Source organism: Acetobacter senegalensis (assembly GCF_001499615.1).
Taxonomy (GTDB): Bacteria; Pseudomonadota; Alphaproteobacteria; order Acetobacterales; family Acetobacteraceae; genus Acetobacter; species Acetobacter senegalensis.
The window spans coordinates 1,055,261-1,075,297 of the sequence record NZ_LN606600.1 but is presented as its reverse complement, the minus strand read 5'-3'; the positions used below and the strand labels follow the sequence as shown (position 1 = coordinate 1,075,297).

General features: G+C 59.7%; 17 protein-coding genes and 1 tRNA gene. 11 read left to right on the top strand and 7 right to left on the bottom strand.

From position 1 onward, the window contains the following. Window positions 1-33 precede the first annotated feature (33 nt). Window positions 34-1,530 carry a glycosyltransferase gene (locus tag ASN_RS04765; RefSeq protein ID WP_058987373.1) on the top strand — a complete coding sequence of 499 codons (1,497 nt, stop codon included), beginning with the start codon at window positions 34-36 and terminating at the stop codon, window positions 1,528-1,530. Between the two features lie 181 nt (window positions 1,531-1,711). Here the strand turns inward: ASN_RS04765 and ASN_RS04760 are convergent, their stop codons facing one another. From ASN_RS04760 to ASN_RS04745, 4 genes are read right to left on the bottom strand one after another with little or no spacing between them, the layout of a single operon-like run. Then, window positions 1,712-2,302 (bottom strand): PqiC family protein, encoded by a 591-nt coding sequence (locus tag ASN_RS04760; protein ID WP_039903505.1) that lies wholly within the window; start codon window positions 2,300-2,302, stop codon window positions 1,712-1,714. Then, on the bottom strand, window positions 2,299-3,255 hold the full coding sequence (locus ASN_RS04755) for an MlaD family protein (protein WP_006557671.1): 957 nt from the start codon (window positions 3,253-3,255) through the stop codon (window positions 2,299-2,301). The genes ASN_RS04760 and ASN_RS04755 overlap by 4 nt, the downstream gene beginning before the upstream one ends. 6 nt (window positions 3,256-3,261) lie before the next feature. Beyond that, complete coding sequence (locus ASN_RS04750; protein ID WP_006557672.1) at window positions 3,262-4,044, bottom strand: ABC transporter ATP-binding protein; 783 nt, start codon at window positions 4,042-4,044, stop codon at window positions 3,262-3,264. Between the two features lies 1 nt (window position 4,045). Beyond that, entirely contained in the window at window positions 4,046-5,215 is a 1,170-nt protein-coding gene (locus tag ASN_RS04745; protein WP_035381349.1) for an ABC transporter permease, read from the bottom strand. Here ASN_RS04745 and ASN_RS19545 point away from each other — a divergent pair. From ASN_RS19545 to ASN_RS04725, 5 genes are all read left to right on the top strand, one after another. Beyond that, a complete protein-coding gene (locus ASN_RS19545; RefSeq protein ID WP_157765114.1) occupies window positions 5,204-5,404 on the top strand; it encodes a hypothetical protein in 201 nt (66 codons plus the stop codon). The two genes, ASN_RS04745 and ASN_RS19545, sit on opposite strands and share 12 nt — an antisense overlap. A 104-nt stretch (window positions 5,405-5,508) precedes the next feature. Next, the gene (truB, locus tag ASN_RS04740) at window positions 5,509-6,423 is read left to right on the top strand and encodes a tRNA pseudouridine(55) synthase TruB (protein WP_035381347.1); all 915 of its coding nucleotides are present in this window, start codon (window positions 5,509-5,511) and stop codon (window positions 6,421-6,423) included. A gap of 27 nt (window positions 6,424-6,450) precedes the next feature. After that, window positions 6,451-6,720: a 30S ribosomal protein S15 gene (gene rpsO, locus ASN_RS04735; protein WP_006557675.1), complete on the top strand. Its 270-nt coding sequence runs from the start codon at window positions 6,451-6,453 to the stop codon at window positions 6,718-6,720. Between the two features lie 294 nt (window positions 6,721-7,014). Beyond that, window positions 7,015-9,174 carry a polyribonucleotide nucleotidyltransferase gene (pnp, locus tag ASN_RS04730; protein WP_035381302.1) on the top strand — a complete coding sequence of 720 codons (2,160 nt, stop codon included), beginning with the start codon at window positions 7,015-7,017 and terminating at the stop codon, window positions 9,172-9,174. 60 nt (window positions 9,175-9,234) lie between these two features. Continuing rightward, window positions 9,235-10,653, top strand: coding sequence for an NAD(P)H-dependent flavin oxidoreductase (locus tag ASN_RS04725; protein ID WP_006557677.1), 1,419 nt, complete (start codon window positions 9,235-9,237; stop codon window positions 10,651-10,653). 235 nt (window positions 10,654-10,888) lie between these two features. Here the strand turns inward: ASN_RS04725 and ASN_RS04720 are convergent, their stop codons facing one another. Then, the gene (locus tag ASN_RS04720) at window positions 10,889-11,074 is read right to left on the bottom strand and encodes a YqaE/Pmp3 family membrane protein (protein ID WP_035381345.1); all 186 of its coding nucleotides are present in this window, start codon (window positions 11,072-11,074) and stop codon (window positions 10,889-10,891) included. Window positions 11,075-11,342: 268 nt separating this feature from the next. Here ASN_RS04720 and gyrA point away from each other — a divergent pair, with 268 nt between their 5' ends. The 4 genes from gyrA (at window position 11,343) to ASN_RS04700 (ending at window position 15,520) form a co-directional block, all read left to right on the top strand. Further along, window positions 11,343-14,123, top strand: coding sequence for a DNA gyrase subunit A (gyrA, locus tag ASN_RS04715; protein ID WP_058987372.1), 2,781 nt, complete (start codon window positions 11,343-11,345; stop codon window positions 14,121-14,123). Next, entirely contained in the window at window positions 14,120-14,650 is a 531-nt protein-coding gene (gene coaD / locus ASN_RS04710) for a pantetheine-phosphate adenylyltransferase (protein WP_006557680.1), read from the top strand. The genes gyrA and coaD overlap by 4 nt, the downstream gene beginning before the upstream one ends. 47 nt (window positions 14,651-14,697) lie before the next feature. Next, entirely contained in the window at window positions 14,698-15,192 is a 495-nt protein-coding gene (locus ASN_RS04705) for a peptidylprolyl isomerase (RefSeq protein ID WP_006557681.1), read from the top strand. Window positions 15,193-15,444: 252 nt separating this feature from the next. Next, window positions 15,445-15,520: transfer RNA gene (locus ASN_RS04700), tRNA-Lys, on the top strand. Window positions 15,521-15,803: 283 nt separating this feature from the next. On the opposite strand, the gene ASN_RS04695 is transcribed toward ASN_RS04700, so the two are convergent. Both ASN_RS04695 and ASN_RS04690 read right to left on the bottom strand, forming a co-directional pair. After that, a complete protein-coding gene (locus ASN_RS04695) occupies window positions 15,804-16,724 on the bottom strand; it encodes a LysR family transcriptional regulator (protein ID WP_058987371.1) in 921 nt (306 codons plus the stop codon). 142 nt (window positions 16,725-16,866) lie between these two features. Beyond that, window positions 16,867-17,037 carry a hypothetical protein gene (locus ASN_RS04690; RefSeq protein WP_156479000.1) on the bottom strand — a complete coding sequence of 57 codons (171 nt, stop codon included), beginning with the start codon at window positions 17,035-17,037 and terminating at the stop codon, window positions 16,867-16,869. Between the two features lie 225 nt (window positions 17,038-17,262). Between ASN_RS04690 and ASN_RS04685 the strand changes: the two genes are divergently transcribed. After that, the gene (locus ASN_RS04685) at window positions 17,263-19,962 is read left to right on the top strand and encodes a hypothetical protein (RefSeq protein ID WP_058987369.1); all 2,700 of its coding nucleotides are present in this window, start codon (window positions 17,263-17,265) and stop codon (window positions 19,960-19,962) included. The last annotated feature ends 75 nt before the right edge of the window (window positions 19,963-20,037 follow it).

The following is a 20,037-nucleotide window of genomic DNA, read 5'->3' as shown; positions in this document are numbered from 1 at the left end:
GCAGAAGCCGAAAGACAGAACACAGGCGGCGTTTTGAAGTATCTTTTCATCCACCAGAATTTTCCGGGCCAGTATCTGCATCTTGTGCGCCATCTTGTGCGGGAGGGCGGGAACGAGATTGTTTTTATCAGTGAAGACAATGCGAACGTCATTCCCGGTGTGCGCCGTGTGCGTTACCGCGTGCCGCGCATGGCAACGGACAGGGCCCATCCCGGCGTGCGCGATCTGGATATGGGGCTCATGCGGGCGGATGCCGTGGCCAAGGCTGCCCAGACCCTGAAAACTCTGGGTTTTGTGCCTGACATTATTCTGGGCCACCACGGATGGGGAGAACTGCTGAACATTCAGGACGTGTACCCAAACGTGCCCGTTCTTGGGTATTTTGAATTCTATTACCACACGGAGCCCGGCTTTGATGTGGATTTTGACCCGGAGTTTCCCATGGCTCCGGAGGTCATTCCCTTGGTGCGGGCCAAGAATACGGTCAATCTGCTGGCCCTGACCAATCCCGGCTATGGGCAGACCCCCACGGAATTTCAGAAAAGTACCTATCCGCGCTGGGCGCAGGATAACATTACCGTCCTGCGGGAGGGGGTGGACCTTGAAATGTGCCGCCCAGACCCGAAAGCAGCCAAGAAAACGCTAAAAGTGGGGGATGTACGCATTACCCCCAAGCACAAGCTGGTGACATATGTTGCGCGTGATCTGGAACCCTACCGTGGGTTCCACGAATTCATGCGCGCTCTGCCACGGGTTCTGGATGAACAGCCCGATGCTCAGGTTGTGGTGGTGGGCGGAGATGGCGTCAGCTACGGCGCGCGCCTGCCGTCCGGTTGCTGGCGCGAAATCATGCTTGAGGAACTGAAGGGCAAGCTTGATCTCTCCCGCATTCATTTTGTGGGCAAGGTTTCTTACGAAACATTCCGTGCCTTATTGCAGCGTTCAGATGCGCATGTGTATCTGACCTATCCTTTTGTGGCTTCATGGTCCCTGCGGGAGGCCATGGCCATGGGGTGCGCATTGGTGGGGAGCGCCACGGCACCGGTTGAAGAATTCATTACGGATGGTGAAACCGGCCTTCTTGCTCCGTTCACGGAGCCAGAGCGGATTGCCGATGCCATTCTTGAGCTTCTGACCAACAAGCCGCTGGCCAAGCGTCTTCGCGCTGCGGTGCGGCAGGAAGCCGAACGCTCGCTCTGTATGGCGTCCTATCTGGCGGATTATGAAAAACTGATTGCGCGCCTGATCAAGGACCATTCCACGACAGAGCAGGTTCTGGATAAACAGGTTCAGACGAAAGATCAGGAAAAAGACACTGCGGTTGTACAGGCGTCTGCGTCAAAACCCCGCAGGGCCAGAAAAACGGTGGCTAAAACCAATGGTGCTGCCCCGCCTGCAACTCCGGTCAAAGCGCCTGCTCGTGCCCGTGTTGCGGTAAAAAAGGTCGCGTCAGCCAAGGTTGCGGCAAAGACCGCAGTGGTGGCTAAGTCCTCTTCATCCGTTCGGAAAAAACGCCGTCCTTCTGTGTGACAATCTCCCCTGCGACCCTTTGGGTTCGCAGGCTGGCAGGCTTCTCTTGTCGCCGGGCCGAAAGGTCTCCTCATATTCCAGTCGTGCCATGTCCCGCTGGAGGCATCCGGGGGACGGGCTCCCTTCCGCTTACCTCCTCGCACATTGGCAACAGACGGGGAGAGGCCCTTAGAGCGACCTCTCAGATATGCGGCGGGATGGACATGTTCACCCGGTCTGCCAACTGAAGGGTCATATGGCGCATCAATGCGGCCACATCCGAATCCGTGGCGACTGAGCCGGATGCGGTCAGATGTGCACGGTCACGAATCAGCGGCTTGTTGGGGTCCTGCGGCAGAACAGCCCAGTTTGCATCCAGCACGGCCTGCCCGTTGGCATCCACATCAAAGCGGGAAATGTTGACCTGCACCCGCAGCGTGGCCACGTCCACCAACGGCTGATCCGTAATCAGTTCATTGGGGTGGGAGTTAGCAATCTCGTTGGTAATCAGGTCCGTCATGCCAAGGGAAAGGCGTGTCGCCCAACGGGATTTCGGGCTGCGCACAATTTCTTCCCCATTGCGCAGCACCATGTCCTGAGAATCCAGATAATCAGGAATCACCACGCGGCTGATCTGAATGGTGGTGGCGCGGGAGGACAGGTGCGGCTGCCGCACTTCCTGATCAGAGGGCATGCCAAGGGTGTAGAGCCGCAACGGGGGCGAGGCACAGGCTGAAAGCAGGGCGCAGGCTGTAAGGGCGGTAAAGGCCAGACGGCGGGCGGAAAACATCATGGACGGCGTCCCATCAGCAGAAGTTGCGGGTTGCGTTCAACATCACTGGCAAAGCCACGCAGAGAGGCGGCGGCGGTCGCAATATCCCGCAGGGCAGCGTCCAGATTGGCCCGATCAGCCGAGCGCGGAGAGATAATGCCCTGCAGGCTGTCCAGCGCCTTGGTGGCGGACACCATGGTGGCGTGAATATCTGCCCCACGCCCGCTTAGCTGTGTGGTGCCGGTTTCCAGCAGCGTGTCCATTTTGGAGAGCGTGATATCCAGCTTGCTCTGAAGGTCGCGGATCGCCTGCGTGGCAGCCTGCACCGTGTCATGCGAGCGGTCGGTCGTGACTTTCATGCTGGCGATCAGCGGCGGCAGATCATCGTTCAGCTTGTCACTAAGGGACTGGATAGAGCGCAGCGTATCATCCGCGTGGTGGGCAATATCCTTCACGGGAAGCTGGCCCAGCGTGTCCTTCAGTTTTTCCATGGTGGACAGGCGGGCGGGAATTTCCGGCAGATCCGTAATGCGCGGGTGCAAAACAGCAGGGGCGGACTTGTCAAAATCCAGTTCGATGTTGGACTGCCCGGTTACAAAGCTTTGCAGGTTCAGTTCCGCGCGCAGGCCGTTGGCAATCATGTCCTGCACCCGCACCTTGGTGTCCCCCGGTACATCGCGCACCACATGGATCTGGTCTGGCTCAAGGGTCAGCACAACGGGAATGTAGGCTTTGTGGTCCAGCGGATCAAAACGCAGCGTGATGCTTTTGACAGACCCCACCTTCACACCACGGAAGTTGACGGGTGCGCCCACGGCCAGACCCGTAATGGAGTTCTGAAACACCACCGCAGCCTCCCGCGAGGGGGTGAAAAAGCGCATGTGCCCGAACAGCATGATGATGGCCAGCCCCAGTAAGCCGCCGCCTATCACAAACGCGCCGATCAGGGTTTTCCGGTTTGTGCCTTCAGCCATGCTGCTTCAGCCCTTTGTCTCAGAGGCAGGAGCGATGTCCGCCTTACGGTTCATGAATGCCACCACTTCAGGAATGGTGTTGTGGTCGCGCAGATCCCGCGGAGACCCACGGGCAATGGGGGTGTGGGTGCGGGCATCCAGAAAGATGCCGTCATCCGCAATCTTGAACAGGCTGGGCAGTTCGTGGCTGACAATCACAATTGTCGCGCCAAGCCCATCCCGCAGGGTCAGGATCAGATCATCCAGCCGGGCGGAGGTAATGGGGTCCAGCCCGGCGGAGGGTTCATCAAAAAACAGGATGTCAGGCTCCAGCGCAATGGCGCGGGCCAGCCCGGCCCGCTTGCGCATGCCGCCGGAAATTTCAGATGGCATCAGGTCAATGGCCTGCTCCATGCCCACAAAGCCCAGTTTGAGCTCCACAAGCCGCCGGATCACCTCTGGCGTCAGGTCTGTGAACATTTCCATGGGCAGGGCCACGTTTTCCCCCACCGTCATGGAACTCCACAGCGCGGCGCTCTGAAACAGCACGCCATAGCGATGGTTCAGCTCCGTGCGGCGCTTTTCGTTCTGTGCCCAGTAATCCTCCCCACCCACCAGAATCTGGCCGGAGGTGGGGCGCAAAAGGCCGATCATGCTTTTCAGCAGCGTGCTCTTGCCGCAGCCTGAACCGCCCATCACGGCAAAAATGGAACCGCGTTTAAGATCGAAGGAAACGTTCTGCTGAATAACCTTGGGGCCAAAGGCAATGGTCAGATCGCGCACGGAAATCAGGGTGTCTGGCTCGGTCATGTCAAATGTCCAGTGCGTTCGCGATAACCGCGAAAACCGCATCCATGGCGATAATCCCCACAATGCCGATCACCACCGCGCGGGTGGCGGCAATGCCCACATCTGCCGCACTCCGCCCGGCCTTCAGGCCCACACGGCAGGCCGCCAACGCAATAAAGCTGGCGAAAAAGAAGGATTTCACAAAGCCGAACACAAATTCATGCAGGGCCACGCCATCAAACGTGGTGGTCCAGTAACCAATGGCGGACACGCTCATCATGCTCATGGCCACCACAAACCCGCCTAGAATGGCGATCAGCGTGCCATACAGATACAAAAGCGGCATCATCAGCGCGAGCGAGAGGATGGACGGCAGCAGAATGTAGGTGGACACCGGAATGCCAAACACCTGTAGCGCGTCAATTTCCTCATTACCCAGCATGGTGGAGATGCGGGCCGCATACGCGCCGCCGGTGCGCCCCGCCATGATGATGGCGGTCATGATGGCTGAAATCTCGCGGGCGCAGGCAATGCCTACCAGATTGGCCACATAGATCTCGGCTGCAAAGCGGCGAAGTTCCACCAGCCCCACAAAGGCCAGAATGGCGCCCACCAGAAAATTCACCACACCCACAATCAGCAGCGCGGATGGGCCGGCGTTCCAGATATCGGTGGCCAGATCCTTCAGCCGCATCCCGCTTTTGCCGGTTACGGTTTTCAGCGCGCCCTTGGTGGTTTCTTCCGCCAGTTCGGCCACGGTGCCGGTTTCTGTCAGCGTGTTGAGGGTGATATCCCCCACCCGTTCCAGCAATGGTGGTTTGGGGCCGGGGCCAGCGGGCTTGGCGGCTGGCTGTTCTGGCAGCAACGCCAGCAGGCGTTGGGCGGGTTCTGGCAGATGTGTGGGGTCAAACGTCAGCCCGGCATGGCCCGCAGCCTGTTTGACATCCCACAGGAAGGTAATGAACGCGGAATCCCACTGTTGCAGGCCAGTGGTGTCTATTTGCAGCGTCTGGCCCTGGTGGGTCTGGTTCAGCCCATCGGTGGGGAAGGGAGCCATTCCGCCATTCTGCACCGTCCAGTCACCCTGCACATGCAGGCAGGGGGTGCCTGTGTGCATGTCCAGATCCCAATGGGGTGCGGCCCGGGGTGTCTGGCTGGCGGAGGAGGATGATGCGTTTGAATGATCAGTCATGGTGTGTGGCAACATTACGGCACGATGACAGGGCTGACCAGTCCTGCCCGCGCGCGCGGCTGGCCTGCTAAAATGGTCTGGATATTTCAGGCGCCCGCCTTGCATGGGGTGTTGGGTGGCTGGGCCGGGTCTTGCGAACGGCTGGCAAACAGGCCGTGCGCCATTGCCGCGGGCGCGGCTGTCGGTTAGATGCAGCGCGGTTCTGCCGGTTGTGCAAACCGGATGCAATTTGGTGTGATGGTGCCTGTTCTGAGCCGCAAGGCCGGAGAGCGCCTGTTGAAACGGGAGTTCCCATGCGACGCAGACGGGGCAGGCCGATAAACGGCTGGCTGATTGTTGATAAACCTACAGGCATGACCTCCACGCAGGTGGTGGGGCGCGCCAAACGGCTGTTTGATGCCCAGAAAGTGGGGCATGGCGGCACGCTGGACCCGCTGGCCACCGGCTTGCTGCCTCTGGCGTTTGGCACAGCCACCAAAACCGTGCCTTACGTGATGGATGGCACCAAGATCTACCGTTTTACCCTGAAGCTGGGTGAATCGCGCGACAGCGATGATGCGGACGGCAATGTGACCGGCCATTCTGACGTGCGCCCCACGGATGACGAACTGCGTGCCGCCCTGCCTGCCCTGACAGGGGATATCATGCAGGTGCCCCCCGTGTTCTCCGCCCTCAAGGTGGCGGGGGAGCGCGCTTATGACATGGCGCGTGATGGCCGACCGCCGGAGCTGCCGCCGCGTCCGGCACGGGTGGACCGGTTTGAACTGGTCGAACGGGTGGATCAGGATACGGCCATCTTTGAGGTCGAATCCGGCAAAGGAGTGTACATGCGTGCGCTGGCGCGTGATGTGGCGCTGGCTTGCGGCACTCTTGGCCATATAATCGCGCTCAGGCGCCTGCGCGTGGGGCCTTTTACTGAGGCAGACGCAATAACACTGGACAAAATCGCCCCGAACGACGACAACGCGCATGCCTCACCGGAGCTGCTGCGTCCGGTCGCGACCGCGCTGGCCGACATCCCGGCGCTGGCCCTGACCGCTGATGAAGCTGCTTCCCTGCTGCACGGGCAGGCGCTGAGCCTTGTCGATCTGATGGGACGCATCCCCCAGACCGAAGAAGGTGAGCCTGTTCGGGCCATGGAAGGGGGGCGCGTACTGGGGATCTGCCGCCTGGAAGATGGGCTGCTGCGCCCCGTGCGGATTCTGTGAACCTGATCTTTTTTATGGAGACATGTGATGTCGATTACTGCTGAACGCCGCACGGCGCTGATTAGCGAATACCAGACGACCCCGACCGATACCGGTTCCCCGGAAGTCCAGGTTGCGATTCTGACCGAGCGGATCAACAACCTCACCGAGCATCTGAAAACCCACGCGAAGGATTTCCATTCCCGCCGTGGTCTGCTGATCCTCGTTGGCCGTCGTCGTAGCCTGCTGGACTACCTGCGCGGCAAGAGCGTTGCACGCTATGAAGCGCTGATCGCCCGTCTGGGCCTGCGCCGCTAAGAGTGCGAAGCAAAGGGTGTCTGCCTGATAGTCAGGCGGCACCCTTTGCGTTCTCTTCTGGGCACGGTTTTGCCGTAACCCCTTGCATGTCAGCACGTTAGGCTGGATGCTAAACATGTTCGCCACAGGCTGTGAGCGCGGGAGTCTGATCCCGGCGGGCCACGGCGTTTCCGACCACATGGCGCCTGGGTGGTATAGCCGCCAGTCTCCATGCCGTCCGAGGCGCTGTCCGCTCCCTTCGGTTCTTTCCCGCCTGTTCTGTGGCTTTTGATCTGGAATGAAAGCTGGAACAGTATGAGTATTGATTTTAAGTATTATCGTAAGGAAATTGAATGGGCAGGTCGCCCGCTGGTGCTGGAAACCGGCAAGATCGCCCGTCAGGCTGATGGCGCCGTGGTTGTCACCTATGGTGAAACCGTTGTGCTGTGCACCGCCGTTGGTGCCAAGAACGTCAAGGCCGGTCAGGACTTCTTCCCCCTGACTGTCAACTATCAGGAAAAAGCCTACGCTGCAGGCAAGATCCCCGGTGGCTTCTTCAAGCGTGAAGGCCGTCCGTCTGAAAACGAAACGCTGGTCTCCCGCCTGATCGATCGCCCCATTCGTCCGCTGTTCCCCGAAGGGTTCCGCAACGAGGTGCAGGTTATCGCCACGGTGCTGACGCACGATATGGAGAATGATCCCTCCATTCCGGCGCTGATCGGCTGTTCCGCAGCGCTGACGCTGTCTGGCATTCCCTTCTTTGGTCCGGTTGCCGCAGCCCGCGTTGGCTACAAGGATGGCGCGTTCATTCTGAACCCCACCCTTGAGCAGATGAAGGACGCTGCGCTTGATCTGGTGGTGGCTGGCACGGAAGAAGGCGTGCTGATGGTGGAATCCGAAGCATCAGAACTGTCTGAAGACGTGATGCTGGAAGCCGTTACCTTTGGTCACACAGCCTTCCAGCCGGTGATTGAAGCCATCATCTCTCTTGCTGAACACGCTGCCAAAGCCCCGTGGGATCTGCCGGAAGCCTCCAAGGAAGAACAGAAGCTCCGCACCCGTGTGGACAAGGTTGGCCGCAAGCTGATTGCTGATGCCTATAAGGAAAAGGTGAAGCAGGCGCGCTACGAAAAGATTGGCGCTGCCAAGGAAGCCATCCTTGAAAAGCTGGCCGCCGAGGAACTGGACGTTGACGCTGCCAAGCCGATGCTGAAAGACCTTGAAGCCGATGTGGTTCGTACCGCCGTGCTGAAAACCGGCCTGCGTATTGATGGTCGTGATCTGGTAACGGTTCGTCCCATCGTGTCTGAAGTGGGCATTCTGCCGCGTGCGCACGGTTCCTCCCTGTTCACCCGTGGGGAAACGCAGGCGCTGGTTGTCACCACGCTGGGCACCGCACAGGATGAACAGGTGATTGACGCGCTGGAAGGCGAATATCGCACCAACTTCCTGCTGCACTACAACTTCCCCCCCTTCTCCGTTGGGGAATGTGGCCGTATCGGGTCTCCTGGCCGTCGTGAAATCGGGCATGGCAAGCTGGCATGGCGCGCCATTCACCCGCTGCTGCCCAGCCGTAAGGATTTCCCGTACACACTGCGCGTTGTGTCTGAAATCACGGAAAGCAACGGCTCTTCCTCCATGGCCACGGTGTGCGGTAGCTCACTGGCACTGATGGATGCCGGTGTGCCGTTGAAGCGCCCGGTGGCGGGCATTGCCATGGGTCTGATCAAGGAAGGCAAGAACTTTGCCGTTCTGTCTGACATTCTGGGTGATGAAGATCACCTGGGTGACATGGACTTCAAGGTAGCGGGCACCGAACAGGGCGTGACCGCCCTGCAGATGGACATCAAGATCACGTCCATCACGCCGGAAATCATGAAGATTGCGCTGGGTCAGGCCCGTGATGGCCGCCTGCACATTCTGGGTGAAATGAGCAAGGCGCTGACGGAAGGCCGGACGGATGTGTCCTCCACAGCCCCCAAGATCACCACTCTGACCGTGCCGCGCGAAAAAATCCGTGATGTGATTGGTTCAGGCGGTAAAGTTATTCGTGAGATCGTTGAATATTCGGGTGCGAAGGTCGATATCGGAGATGATGGCACGATCACCATCGCTGCGATGTCTGACGATCAGGCCAACAAGGCCATCGAACGGATCAACGGGATTGTGGCTGAACCGGAACTGGGCCGCATTTATGACGGCAAGGTCGTCAAGACGGCTGATTTCGGTGCGTTCGTGAACTTCCTGGGCGCGCGTGATGGGCTGGTTCACATCTCTGAACTGTCTCAGGGCCGTGTGGGCAAGACCACCGATGTTGTGAAGCAGGGCGATGCCGTGAAGGTCAAAGTGATCGGCTTTGATGATCGCGGGAAAGTTAAGCTGTCCATGCGCGTTGTCGATCAGGAAACCGGAGCCGATATCACAGAAACCGTGGGCGCAAAGCCTGCGCGGGCTCCCCGTCGGGATGCTGAATAAGCATCCCCCCAAGGGGTGCTTTGCACAGCAGCGCTGATTAAGCAGAACGATAGGACAGCAATGAAGGCGATCAACGCAGTTCGCATGGGGGGCGCAGATGTCCTGCCGCTGGTTGAAGGCGGCAAGGGCGTTTCCGTATCCACAGGTGCTTCAGCCGGAGCATGGGCTGCGGCGGGCGGGGCCGGTACGGTCTCGATCGTCAATGCGGACAGTTATGATGAGGCCGGAAACCCCGTGCCTCAGATCTATCATGGCCGCACCCGGCGGGAACGGCATGAAGAACTGGTAGACTACGCCATTCGGGGCGGGATTGCGCAGGCGCGCATCGCGCACGAGATGGCAGGCGGCAAAGGCCGTATCCACGCCAATATCCTGTGGGAAATGGGCTCTGCCGAACGGGTGATTACCGGCGTTCTTGATGGCGCAAAAGGGCTGATTCACGGCCTGACCTGCGGCGCGGGCATGCCGTATCGCCTTTCGGAAATTGCAGCCACGTATGGGGTGTACTACTACCCCATCGTGTCTTCCGCACGCGCCTTCAATGCGTTGTGGAAGCGGGCCTACAGCAAGGCGTCTGATCTGCTGGGCGGCGTGGTGTATGAAGATCCGTGGCGGGCTGGCGGCCATAACGGCCTCTCCAACACGGAAGACCCGCTGAATCCGGAAGATCCCTATCCGCGGGTTGCGGCTCTGCGCAAGCTCATGCGCTCTTTTGGTCTGGATAACACGCCCATCATCATGGCGGGCGGCGTGTGGTGGCTGGAAGAATGGGAAGACTGGATTGATAATCCGGAACTCGGCCCGATTGTCTTTCAGTTCGGCACACGTCCGTTGCTGACCAAGGAAAGCCCCATTCCGCAGGCGTGGAAAGATCGGCTGCTGACCCTGAAAAAGGGAGACGTGTACCTCAACCGCTTCTCCCCCACAGGTTTCTATTCTTCAGCAGTCAATAACAGCTTCCTTCAGGAACTGCGTGGCCGGTCTGAACGGCAGGTTGCGTTTTCTCCCGAACCGCTGGGTGCGCATCAGGTGCCTTACGGCGTGGGCGCGCGTAAGCGTGAAGTGTTTGTTGCGGCGGAAGATTTTGAGCGTATTCGCGGGTGGGAAGCAGAAGGCTTTGTTGAAGCCATGCGCACACCGGATTCCACGCTTATTTTTGTCACGCCAGACCGTGCGCGGGAAATCATGGCAGATCAGGTGGCCTGCATGGGGTGCCTGTCTGAATGTAAATTCTCCAATTGGAGCCAGCGCGGCCCCAATTACACCAACGGGCACAAGGCTGATCCGCGCTCCTTCTGTATTCAGAAGACGCTTCAGACCGTGGCGCATGCCAACGGTCCGGATGCGGAAGACATCATAGATCACAACCTGATGTTTGGCGGCACCAACGCATGGCGCTTTGCAACTGACCCGTTCTATTCCAACGGGTTTGTGCCAACCGTCGGTCAGTTGGTGGAAAAGATCCTCACCGGGCGCTAAGTCCCGCAGGCTTTTCAAAAGTGATCATCTGTTGCGGCTTTTGTTATGAGGCCACAACAGCAGAAAAGGGCGCTTCGGCGTCCTTTTTTTGTGCCTGCTGCGAGGGGTTTTTGCTTTCCTTAGCTAACAAAGAGGCAGCCCGTTTTGCGACGGGAGGCTGGATGAGGCAGCAAGAATTGCAGGGGCCGTCATGAGGAACCTTAAACTAATCCAGAATGTAACCGCAGCGGCCTTATTACTTTCCCATCCGGGCAATTTTCTGGTCGGTCTTATACTGGCTCAGAGCGTAAACGGACCAGATGGCTGCTGGAATCCAGCCAATGATCGTTACCTGCAACACCAGACAAATCAGGCCCGCGAAGGGACGCCCGATGGTGAAGAACTGAAGCCACGGTAAAAGCAGGGCCAGAAGAAGGCGCATGGAGGTCATCCTTGTCTTGGGGGCGAGAAGAACGCCCTGAAGGGGAGGATGGCTGCTGTGTTGCCGCAAAACAAGCCCCATTGCGCGCTTTGGCGCGTGAGAGATGGGGGTAGCCCTATGTGCGTTCGCCTTTGTGTGCTAGAAGAAAGACACTCACAGCCAGACTGCTGTACAGGCCGGGTTTTGCCCGGTTCAGCGGCCCGGCGCACAACAGTTTTCAGGCGCGCCTCATTCCCTCAGGCGCGCGGCATGACAAGACGGATGGACCTTGACCGAGATTTCTGACCAGCCGGGATCGCCGGAGCCTTCTGACCTTCTGCCTGTCACCATTGAGGAGGAGATGCGCTCCTCCTACCTCGCGTATGCGATGTCGGTGATTGTCAGCCGTGCCCTGCCTGATGTGCGAGACGGCCTGAAGCCGGTGCATCGGCGTATTCTGTACGCCATGCATGAAAGTGGCTTCACGCACGATAAACCCTACCGCAAATCGGCCCGTGCGGTGGGTGACGTGATGGGTAAATACCACCCGCACGGTGACTCCTCCATTTACGATGCCATGGTTCGTATGGCGCAGTCCTGGTCCATGCGCGTCAAGCTGATTGACGGGCAGGGGAACTTTGGTTCCGTGGATGGGGATAGCCCGGCGGCCATGCGTTATACGGAAGCGCGGCTGGCCAAGGCTGCCACCTTCCTGCTGAACGACATTGACCGCGATACGGTTGATTTCCAGCCCAACTATGATGAAAGCGAGCAGGAACCGACCGTTCTGCCCGCAGCTTTCCCTAACCTGCTTATCAATGGCGCCACCGGCATTGCTGTGGGTATGGCCACTAACATTCCGCCCCACAACCCGGCGGAAGTGATTGATGCAACCCTCGCTCTTATCGAAAAACCCGATATGGGGCTTGAAGAGTTGATGGAGCATGTGCCGGGACCCGACTTCCCCACAGGCGGCATCATTCTGGGGCGCTCAGGCATCCGCAGTGCGTTTGCTACCGGCCGTGGCGCGATCATTATTCGTGCCCGCGCCGAGGTTGAGGAAATCCGCAAGGATCGCAAAGCCATTGTGATCACGGAAATTCCGTATCAGGTGAACAAGGCCACCCTGCAGGAGCGCATTGCCGAATTGGTGCGCAACAAGCAGATTGAAGGCATATCAGACATCCGCGATGAATCGGACCGGTCCGGCATGCGCGTGGTGATTGAAATCAAGCGGGACGCCACGCCGGAAGTGGTGCTGAACCACCTCTACCGTTACACCCAGTTGCAGACGTCCTTTGGCGTGAACATGCTGGCGCTGGATGGCGGCAAGCCTCGCCTGATGGGGCTGAAGGATGTTCTGTCCGCCTTTGTTTCCTTCCGTGAAGAAGTCATTCTGCGCCGGGCGCGGTTTGAACTGAACAAGGCGCGGGATCGCGGGCATATTCTGGTCGGGCTGGTGATTGCCGTCGCCAATATTGATGCCGTGATCGCCCTGATCCGCGCAGCGCCTGATGCCGCAACTGCCCGTGAATCCCTGATGGCAGCAAGCTGGGATGCCGCAGATGTCGAGCCCCTGCTGGCGCTTATCCATGATGAAGGCAATCAGGTTGTAGACGGCAAGGTCCGTCTTACTGAAGCACAGGCCCGTGGTATTCTGGAACTGCGCCTGCAACGCCTGACCGGCCTTGAACGCGAAAAGATCCAGCAGGAACTTTCCGAAGTTGCGACCCGGATCAACGAGCTTCTTGAAATTATTGGCAGCCACATCCGCCGCATGGAAGTGCTGCGCGATGAACTGATACTGGCGCGGGCGGAAATTGCGACCCCACGCGCTACCGAAATTTCTGATTACGCAGGGGATCAGGATGATGAAAGCCTGATCGAACCCGGCCAGATGGTTGTTACCATCACGCGGGAAGGCTTCATCAAACGCACGCCGCTTGATGTCTTCCGTGCCCAGAACCGTGGTGGCCGTGGTCGCACCGGCGCTGGCACCCGCGGCGATGATATTGTGGTGCGGTCCTTCAACGCCCACACGCACCAGTGGGTGATGTTCTTCTCCTCCGGCGGCAAGGCGTATCGGGAAAAGATCTGGCGTCTGCCAGAAGCCAGCCCCACCGCTAAAGGCCGTGCGCTGGTCAATCTGCTGCCTGATCTGGGTTCGGACACCATTACCGCCGTTCTGCCGCTGCCGCAGGATGAGGAACTGTGGGAATCCCTGCATCTGGTGTTTGCAACCGCCAGCGGTGGCGTGCGCCGTAACCGTTTGAGTGATTTCCGCAACATCCGTTCCTCCGGCTTGATCGCCATGAAGCTGGATGAAGGCGATAGCCTGATTGGCGTTGCTACCTGCCGTGAAGGGCAGGATGTGTTCCTGGCAACCCGTGGCGCACGCTGCATCCGCTTCCAGATTACGGATGACACATTGCGCGTGTTTGCAGGCCGTGGGTCTTCCGGTGTGCGCGGCATCAGGCTGGCGGATGGCGACAAGGTGATCAGCCTTGCCGTGCTGAACCATGTTGAAGCCACGGTGGAAGAACGTTCTGCTTATCTGCGTATGGCCAATGCCAAACGCCGTGCAGAAAACGCCGCCGAAACCGAGGATGATGCCGAAACGCCAGTTGTGGATGCGGATGAGGAAGAAGCCTCCTCCGGCACAACCCTGCTGACGCCGGAACGCTTTGCCGAGCTTGAAGCTGCCGAAGAAATTCTGCTGGTGGTGAGCGATGGCGGGTTTGGCCGCCGGTCTTCCGCGTATGATTACCGTGTCAGCGGTCGTGGCGGGCAGGGCATTACCAACATGACCTTCTCCTCCAACAAGCGCGGCAAGGAAGTTGCAGCCACCCTGCCGGTTCTGGATGGCACGGATGTCATGCTGGTGACGGACGCTGGCCGTCTTATCCGTGTGCCGGTGGATCAGGTGCGCGTCATGGCGCGTCAGGCCAGCGGTGTGACCCTGTTCCGCCTGAATGAGGATGAGCGCGTGACGAGCGTGTTCCCCGTCATGGATGATGGTGAGGAAGAAGGGGGCGAGGACGCCGCTGAAACACCGGGCGAAGGCGCGTGATCACAGGCGTGCGCCCTGCCCGGCGCATTGGCTTTTATGCCGGGACGTTTGATCCCGTCACCACCGGGCACCTGGACGTGATTGAACGGGCCGCCCGGTTGGTGGACCGTCTGGTGATCGGGGTGGCGGAAAACCCCGCCAAAAACCCGCTCATGCCGCTGGCGGAGCGCGTGGAGTGTGTGGAGCATGAGCTTCCCGCCATAGCGGAGCGCACAGGCGGCGAGTTGAAGGTAACGCCCTTCAACTCCCTGCTGGTGGAAGCGGTGCGTGCGCATGATGCTACGCTTATTTTTCGCGGCCTGCGGGTGCTGACGGATTTTGATTATGAAATCCAGATGTCCGGCGTAAACCGGCGGCTGGATGCCACCATAGAAACCGTGTTTCTGATGGCGTCCGAGCGCACGCAGTTCATTTCCTCCCGCCTTGTGAAGGAAATTGCCGGTTATGGTGGTGCCGTTTCCGAGTTTGTCACCCCATATACACAGGAACGTCTGCTCGCCCGGCTAAAGGCGCGGGCTGCGGGGTAACAGGTGCGTTGGCGCCGGTTGCCGGAAAGAGTTAAGGAGAATTCTCTATGTCTACCGAGACAGACAAAAACGACCTGATCTACATGGATGTGCCCGCAGGCCGCGTGGTCATCCGCCTGCGTCCCGATATCGCACCGCTGGCTGCCGAGCGTATCCGCACCCTTTCTGCTGAAGGGTTTTACGATAACGTTCCCTTCCATCGTGTAATTGAAGGCTTCATGGCACAGGCCGGTGACCCCACGGGCACAGGCACAGGTGGCAGCCCGCTGCCGGACCTGAAGGCGGAATTCACGCGGGACGCCAAGTTCCTGCGCGGCACGCTGGGCATGGCGCGTACGTCTGACCCCAACAGCGCTAACAGCCAGTTCTTCATCATGTTTGAACCGTCTCCGCATCTGGATGGTCAGTACACCATTGTGGGTGACGTGATTGAAGGCATGGAAAACATCGACAAAATCAAGCGCGGTGGCGGCGCGTCCGGCATGGTGCGTGAGCCCGACCGGATTATCAAAATGCGTCCGGCTTCTTCTGAAACTGCCTGATTGTTTCAGAATTTATCCAGACAGGAAGCGCGGCCCCGCAACGGGCCGCGTTTTTTTGTTGGGGGCGATATTTCGGGAGACCGGGCCTGCCATCAAGAAGGGGTATTGGTGTTTTCAGGAACCCTTTTGCGCGTTATGGGCTTGAAAAAGCATGTCATCGCTTGACACGGGGGGAATGATCCGTCTAGACAGCGTCCCAACAGAGGGCGCACCCTGTTTCAAACCGAGTGCTGCTATTCTGCAAGATGGTGTGAGCCGGTAGCTCAGTTGGTAGAGCATTCGACTTTTAATCGAATGGTCGAGGGTTCGAGTCCCTCCCGGCTCACCATTCTTCCCCACAAGATACGGGCTCTAAAGCAGAGTTTCCACAGAAACCGGGACTCGACTCCGGATTCGTATAACCTGTTTTTTTTATTGCCTTTTTCTGATTCACCTCCGAATCGGGTTGCGCAATCTGTACCCGTTATCCACAGATTTACCCACTGCCCCTATTCCTGCACTCGGAGAGTGGTGCAGCACGCGCAGAATGTGTGGAAAAACCATGCGCCTCATCACAGAACCAGAGTGACTGTGTGGCGGATGGCCAGCGCTGTCTGCCCCTAGGGAGTGGCTTAGGGGAGATCCTGCTCCCATGGGGGAACGGGGCCATAGCATTCCACCAGATAATCAATCATGGCCCTTACTTTTAACGGGGTTGTCTGGCCGGGGGCGTAAACAGCGTGCAGGGGCGGGGCTTCCATCAGGGGCTCATCAAGCGTTATGGCCTGCAACTGGCCGGAACGTAGTTCATTGCTCACCACAAAAACGGGAAGATAGATCAGCCCTTCCCCCGCAACGGCGGCTTCACGCAGGGCATCGCCATTGTTGGCGCAGAGCGGGCCGGAAATAGAGACCCCGTGCTCTCCCTTCACACCGAAATTCCAGCGGCTCGGGTTGCCGGGGTCTCCCAAAGTGTACCCCAGGCATTTGTGCTGGCTCAGTTCCTCAATGCGCTGCGGTGTGCCGGCCTGCGCCAGATAGGCGGGGGAGGCGCACACCACGCAGCGTATGGGCGCGAGCTTGCGCGTGCGCAGGCTGCTGGGGGCCATGTGCTTGATCCGCAGGGTAAGGTCCCAGCCTTCTTCAATTAGGTCCACTGCGCGGTCATTCAGGCCCAGCTCGACCGTCACCAATGGGTGTCGGCGGTTAAATTCGGGCAGCAGAGGGGCAACATAGCGTATGGCAAGGGAAACAGGGGCATTAAGCCGCAGCCGCCCCTGTGGTTCGCGTCGCTGGGCGGTTACGGTCCGCTCCACTTCATCCAGATCAGCCAGAATTTTCTGGCATCCTTCCAGAAACAGCCGTCCGGCTTCTGTCAGCGATAATTTGCGCGTGCTGCGGTGGAAAAGGGTTACACCCATCTGCCGCTCAAGCGCTGTGATGTGCTTTGTCACCATGGTTTGGGAAAGGGAAAGCGCTCGCCCGGCAGCCGTAAAATTGCCGGTGGCTACAACCTTTACAAAAACCTGCATGCTTGTAATGCGGTCCAGCATAAAATCCACGCACGGGGTTAAGAGGGCAGTAAATGCGCCAGAAATCTGCTGGCGGCGTCACCCTATCATGGTTTGTTCGTGCCGTGCGTGGTTTTGCCAGTGTGGCGGCGTGTGCCGCCAGAAGGGCTGAAAAGCCCGAGGTTTAGTAGCGCGAGCCGGGTGGGCGGCCGCGGTAATCATTGTAATACCCATGGTCATGCCGCCCGTGGCGGTAACCATCCCTGTCATGATAGCGGTGCGGGCCAGAATAACAGCCAGCAAGGCCCAGCGGCAGCAAAAGCAGAAGAAGCGCCGGAACAGATAATTTCTTCATGGAATCCTCCAGAGCAAGAAAGCCATCTGATGTGGCTAAAGCGGTAATGAGGCTTTTTAACGTTCTCTCCATTCCCGGCGTTCCGCAGCCTGCGCGGTTTGTCTTTTCCTTTGTCAGCCTTGGCGATCAGTGCAAAGAGAGGGCACACTCACTAGGGCGCTGGGTGTGCGCTATTGCCCGGCATCCATGGCGTGGCGAAACCAGACAGGGAGCAACAGAAACCTCGTGACGGGACGGAACAAAACAGACCGGATCTTGGTTTCTTGCCTGATGCTTCAGGCGTTGGTGGCTGCGCCTGCCACAGCGGAAGGCGTGGATGGGCTGCAGCGGGCTCCGGTAGCGGCTGTCACGCAGGATGCTCTGGGCCAGAAAGGTGAGCAAAACGCCCAGACAGCACTGTTTCTGCCTTTTGATGCGCAAACCGGCATTGCGGCGTTCTGGTCCGGCCCGGATTTTATTGTGGTGGCAGACCAGCCTGTGCCGGCCATGATGCGTGCGTCTGGCGGAACAGGTGTGTTTTCCGGCCTGACAGTCACCGTGCTGGATCACGCCACCCTGTTGCGCATCCCTCTGCCGCAACACCCTGCCTTGCGGCTCTCGCGCCAGAAAGAAGGCTGGCAGTTGCAAGCGCCGGAACCTGCATCTTTACAGAAAAAGGATGGGCAGACGGCGCTGGCTCCTTCCGCCGCAGCAGGGGGCAGTGCTGCTTCTGCGTCGACTGCCGCTTCTACATCTGCTTCGGCTCCTGCTCCTGCTCCTGCTCCTGCTCCTGCTCCTGCTCCGGCTACGACTGCGGCTGCCACTTCCACTTCCACTACCACTGCGCCTGCAACTTCCGCTTCCGCAGGCTCCTCCTCTCCGCCCCCTTCTTCTACGGCTACGTTGTCGTCCACGGGGGCTGCGGAAGCGGGCAAACCATCTTCTGGCGGGGGAGGGGGGGCTGCGTCTCTGCACACAATTACGGCGCAGCCTGCGCCCGGTTATGTGCTGTTTCCGCTGCAACAGCCTGGGCATGAGTTTGAATTGCCGGACCCCGCTACCGGCGCGCGGCTGCTGATTGCAACATCCCGCACAGCCTCAGGCGGCGTGGCGCAGGCGCAGCACGCGGTTGGCTATTCCGTAAGGCCCACACTGGAAGGTGTGGTGGTGGAAGCCGATGCCGATCAGATCGTGATGCAGGGCACGGCCAAAGGGGCCGTTCTGTACGCTGTCTCGCTGCATCCTGTGCCTGTGGGCCTCCCTGTGCCCGAACAGGGGATAGAGGCCTCCCGCCAAAAGGACTGGCAGTGGTTTGGCTTGCAGGAGGCATCGCCCGCCACTCTGGCAGCGGAGCGGGAGGAAAAACTGGCGGCGTTGGCCAAGGCGTCGCCCCGGCAGAAAAAAGCGGCGACTTTTGCCGCTGCGCAGGCGGCTTTTGCGTCTGGAGCGTTTCAGAAAGCCGCCACGCTGCTGGCCGATATGCCAGAAACCACACCGGATTCGGGATCAGCCAGTGCTGGTGCACCTTCTACCCAGCGGCCGGAAATAGCGCTGCGTGCGGCGTCAGCTCTCCTTGCGGGCAACCTGAAAGGCGCACAGGCACTGGCCGCGCCGGAGTGGATCAGCCTGTCGGAGTTCCATTTGTGGCAGGGGCTGTATGGTCTGTATGCCTGGCAGAACAGCCAGCGCACCGCCATTCTGCTGGCGGCAGGGTTTGCGCAGGCGCAGCATTATCCCGCCCCGCTACGGGACCGGATTGCGCCAGCCATGGCGCTTTACATCGCCCGCTATGGCACCCCCGCCACGGTCAGGATGATGGAGCCACTGCCCGATGGCCCCGCGTATGATCTTCCCCGCGCGCTGCTACAGGCGCGGGAGGGAAAAACGGAAACAGCCCGCGTTGCACTGGAAAATCTGACAGCATCGGACGATGCTCAGCGCGCCGCCATTGCCCGCACGGAAATTGTGCGGCTGATGCAAGATGCGGATCTGATTGCGCCGGATATGGCGGCGGACGTGTACCGCAAACTGCTGAAAGGCGAGAACGGGGCTTCACCCGCGCCTGCTGACATCCGCACGCTTACTGCCGTGGGGCTTGCGCACGCCCTCATCCGCAATGGTGAGCCCAAAGTGGCGCTGAGCGTGCTGGAAGGGCTTCAACCTAGCGCGGATGTGCCAGAGGACGTGCTGGCGGAGGCCTATCGGGCCGCTTTGTATCGGCTGGTGTTCAGCGGTGCGTCCGCCTCCCTCGGCCTGCCGCCCGGCAGCGAGGAAGAACTCTCGGTCACACAGCGTACCGCGCTGGTGGCGCAGGGGCTGCCGCATGTGCCTGATGGGGCGGAGAAAGCCAAGCTGCTGCTGGGGTATGGTCGCCTGCTGCTGGAGGCTGGTCATGCAGATACCGCCGCGACGGCCTTCAGTCAGGCCATTGCCATGCAGGCAGACCCACAGGCACGGGCGGAGGGAGAAGAACTGTTGGCTCAGGCCGCCATGCAGGCGCATCAACTGGCCCTGGCGCAGATGGCTCTGGATCACGCGGTCTCCCCGCTCATGCCGGATGATCTGGCGGCCCGCAAAGCGTATGATGCCGCCCGCGTGGCGCAGGCACGTGGAGAGACGGAAAAGGCGCAGACCCTGCTGGCGCATGACGAATCGGACGCAGGGCTGGATCTGCGCGGCCAGCTTTATGAGGCGGACCACCGCTGGGCGGATGCCGTGCTGGTGGTGGGGCGTCTGGCCAGCCGTGGTCTGCCGCAGGATGGGGCGCTGACAGAGGCGCAACGGGCCCTTGCTTTCCGGCTGGCGACCGATGCCGCCGCCGCGCGGGACTGGGAAACCCTGCACCGGCTGAAAGACTGGCTGGCGGGCCGTACGCTGGGGCGCGAGCGTGATGCGTTGTTTACACTTCTGTTACGGCAGATGCCCCGCAGCGCCGCATCACATTGATTTCCTTCACTTCGTTTTCGGGCAGTGTGAAAAAACCTGTTTTTTATGCAAGATAATGCTTGTCATGCGGGGCTA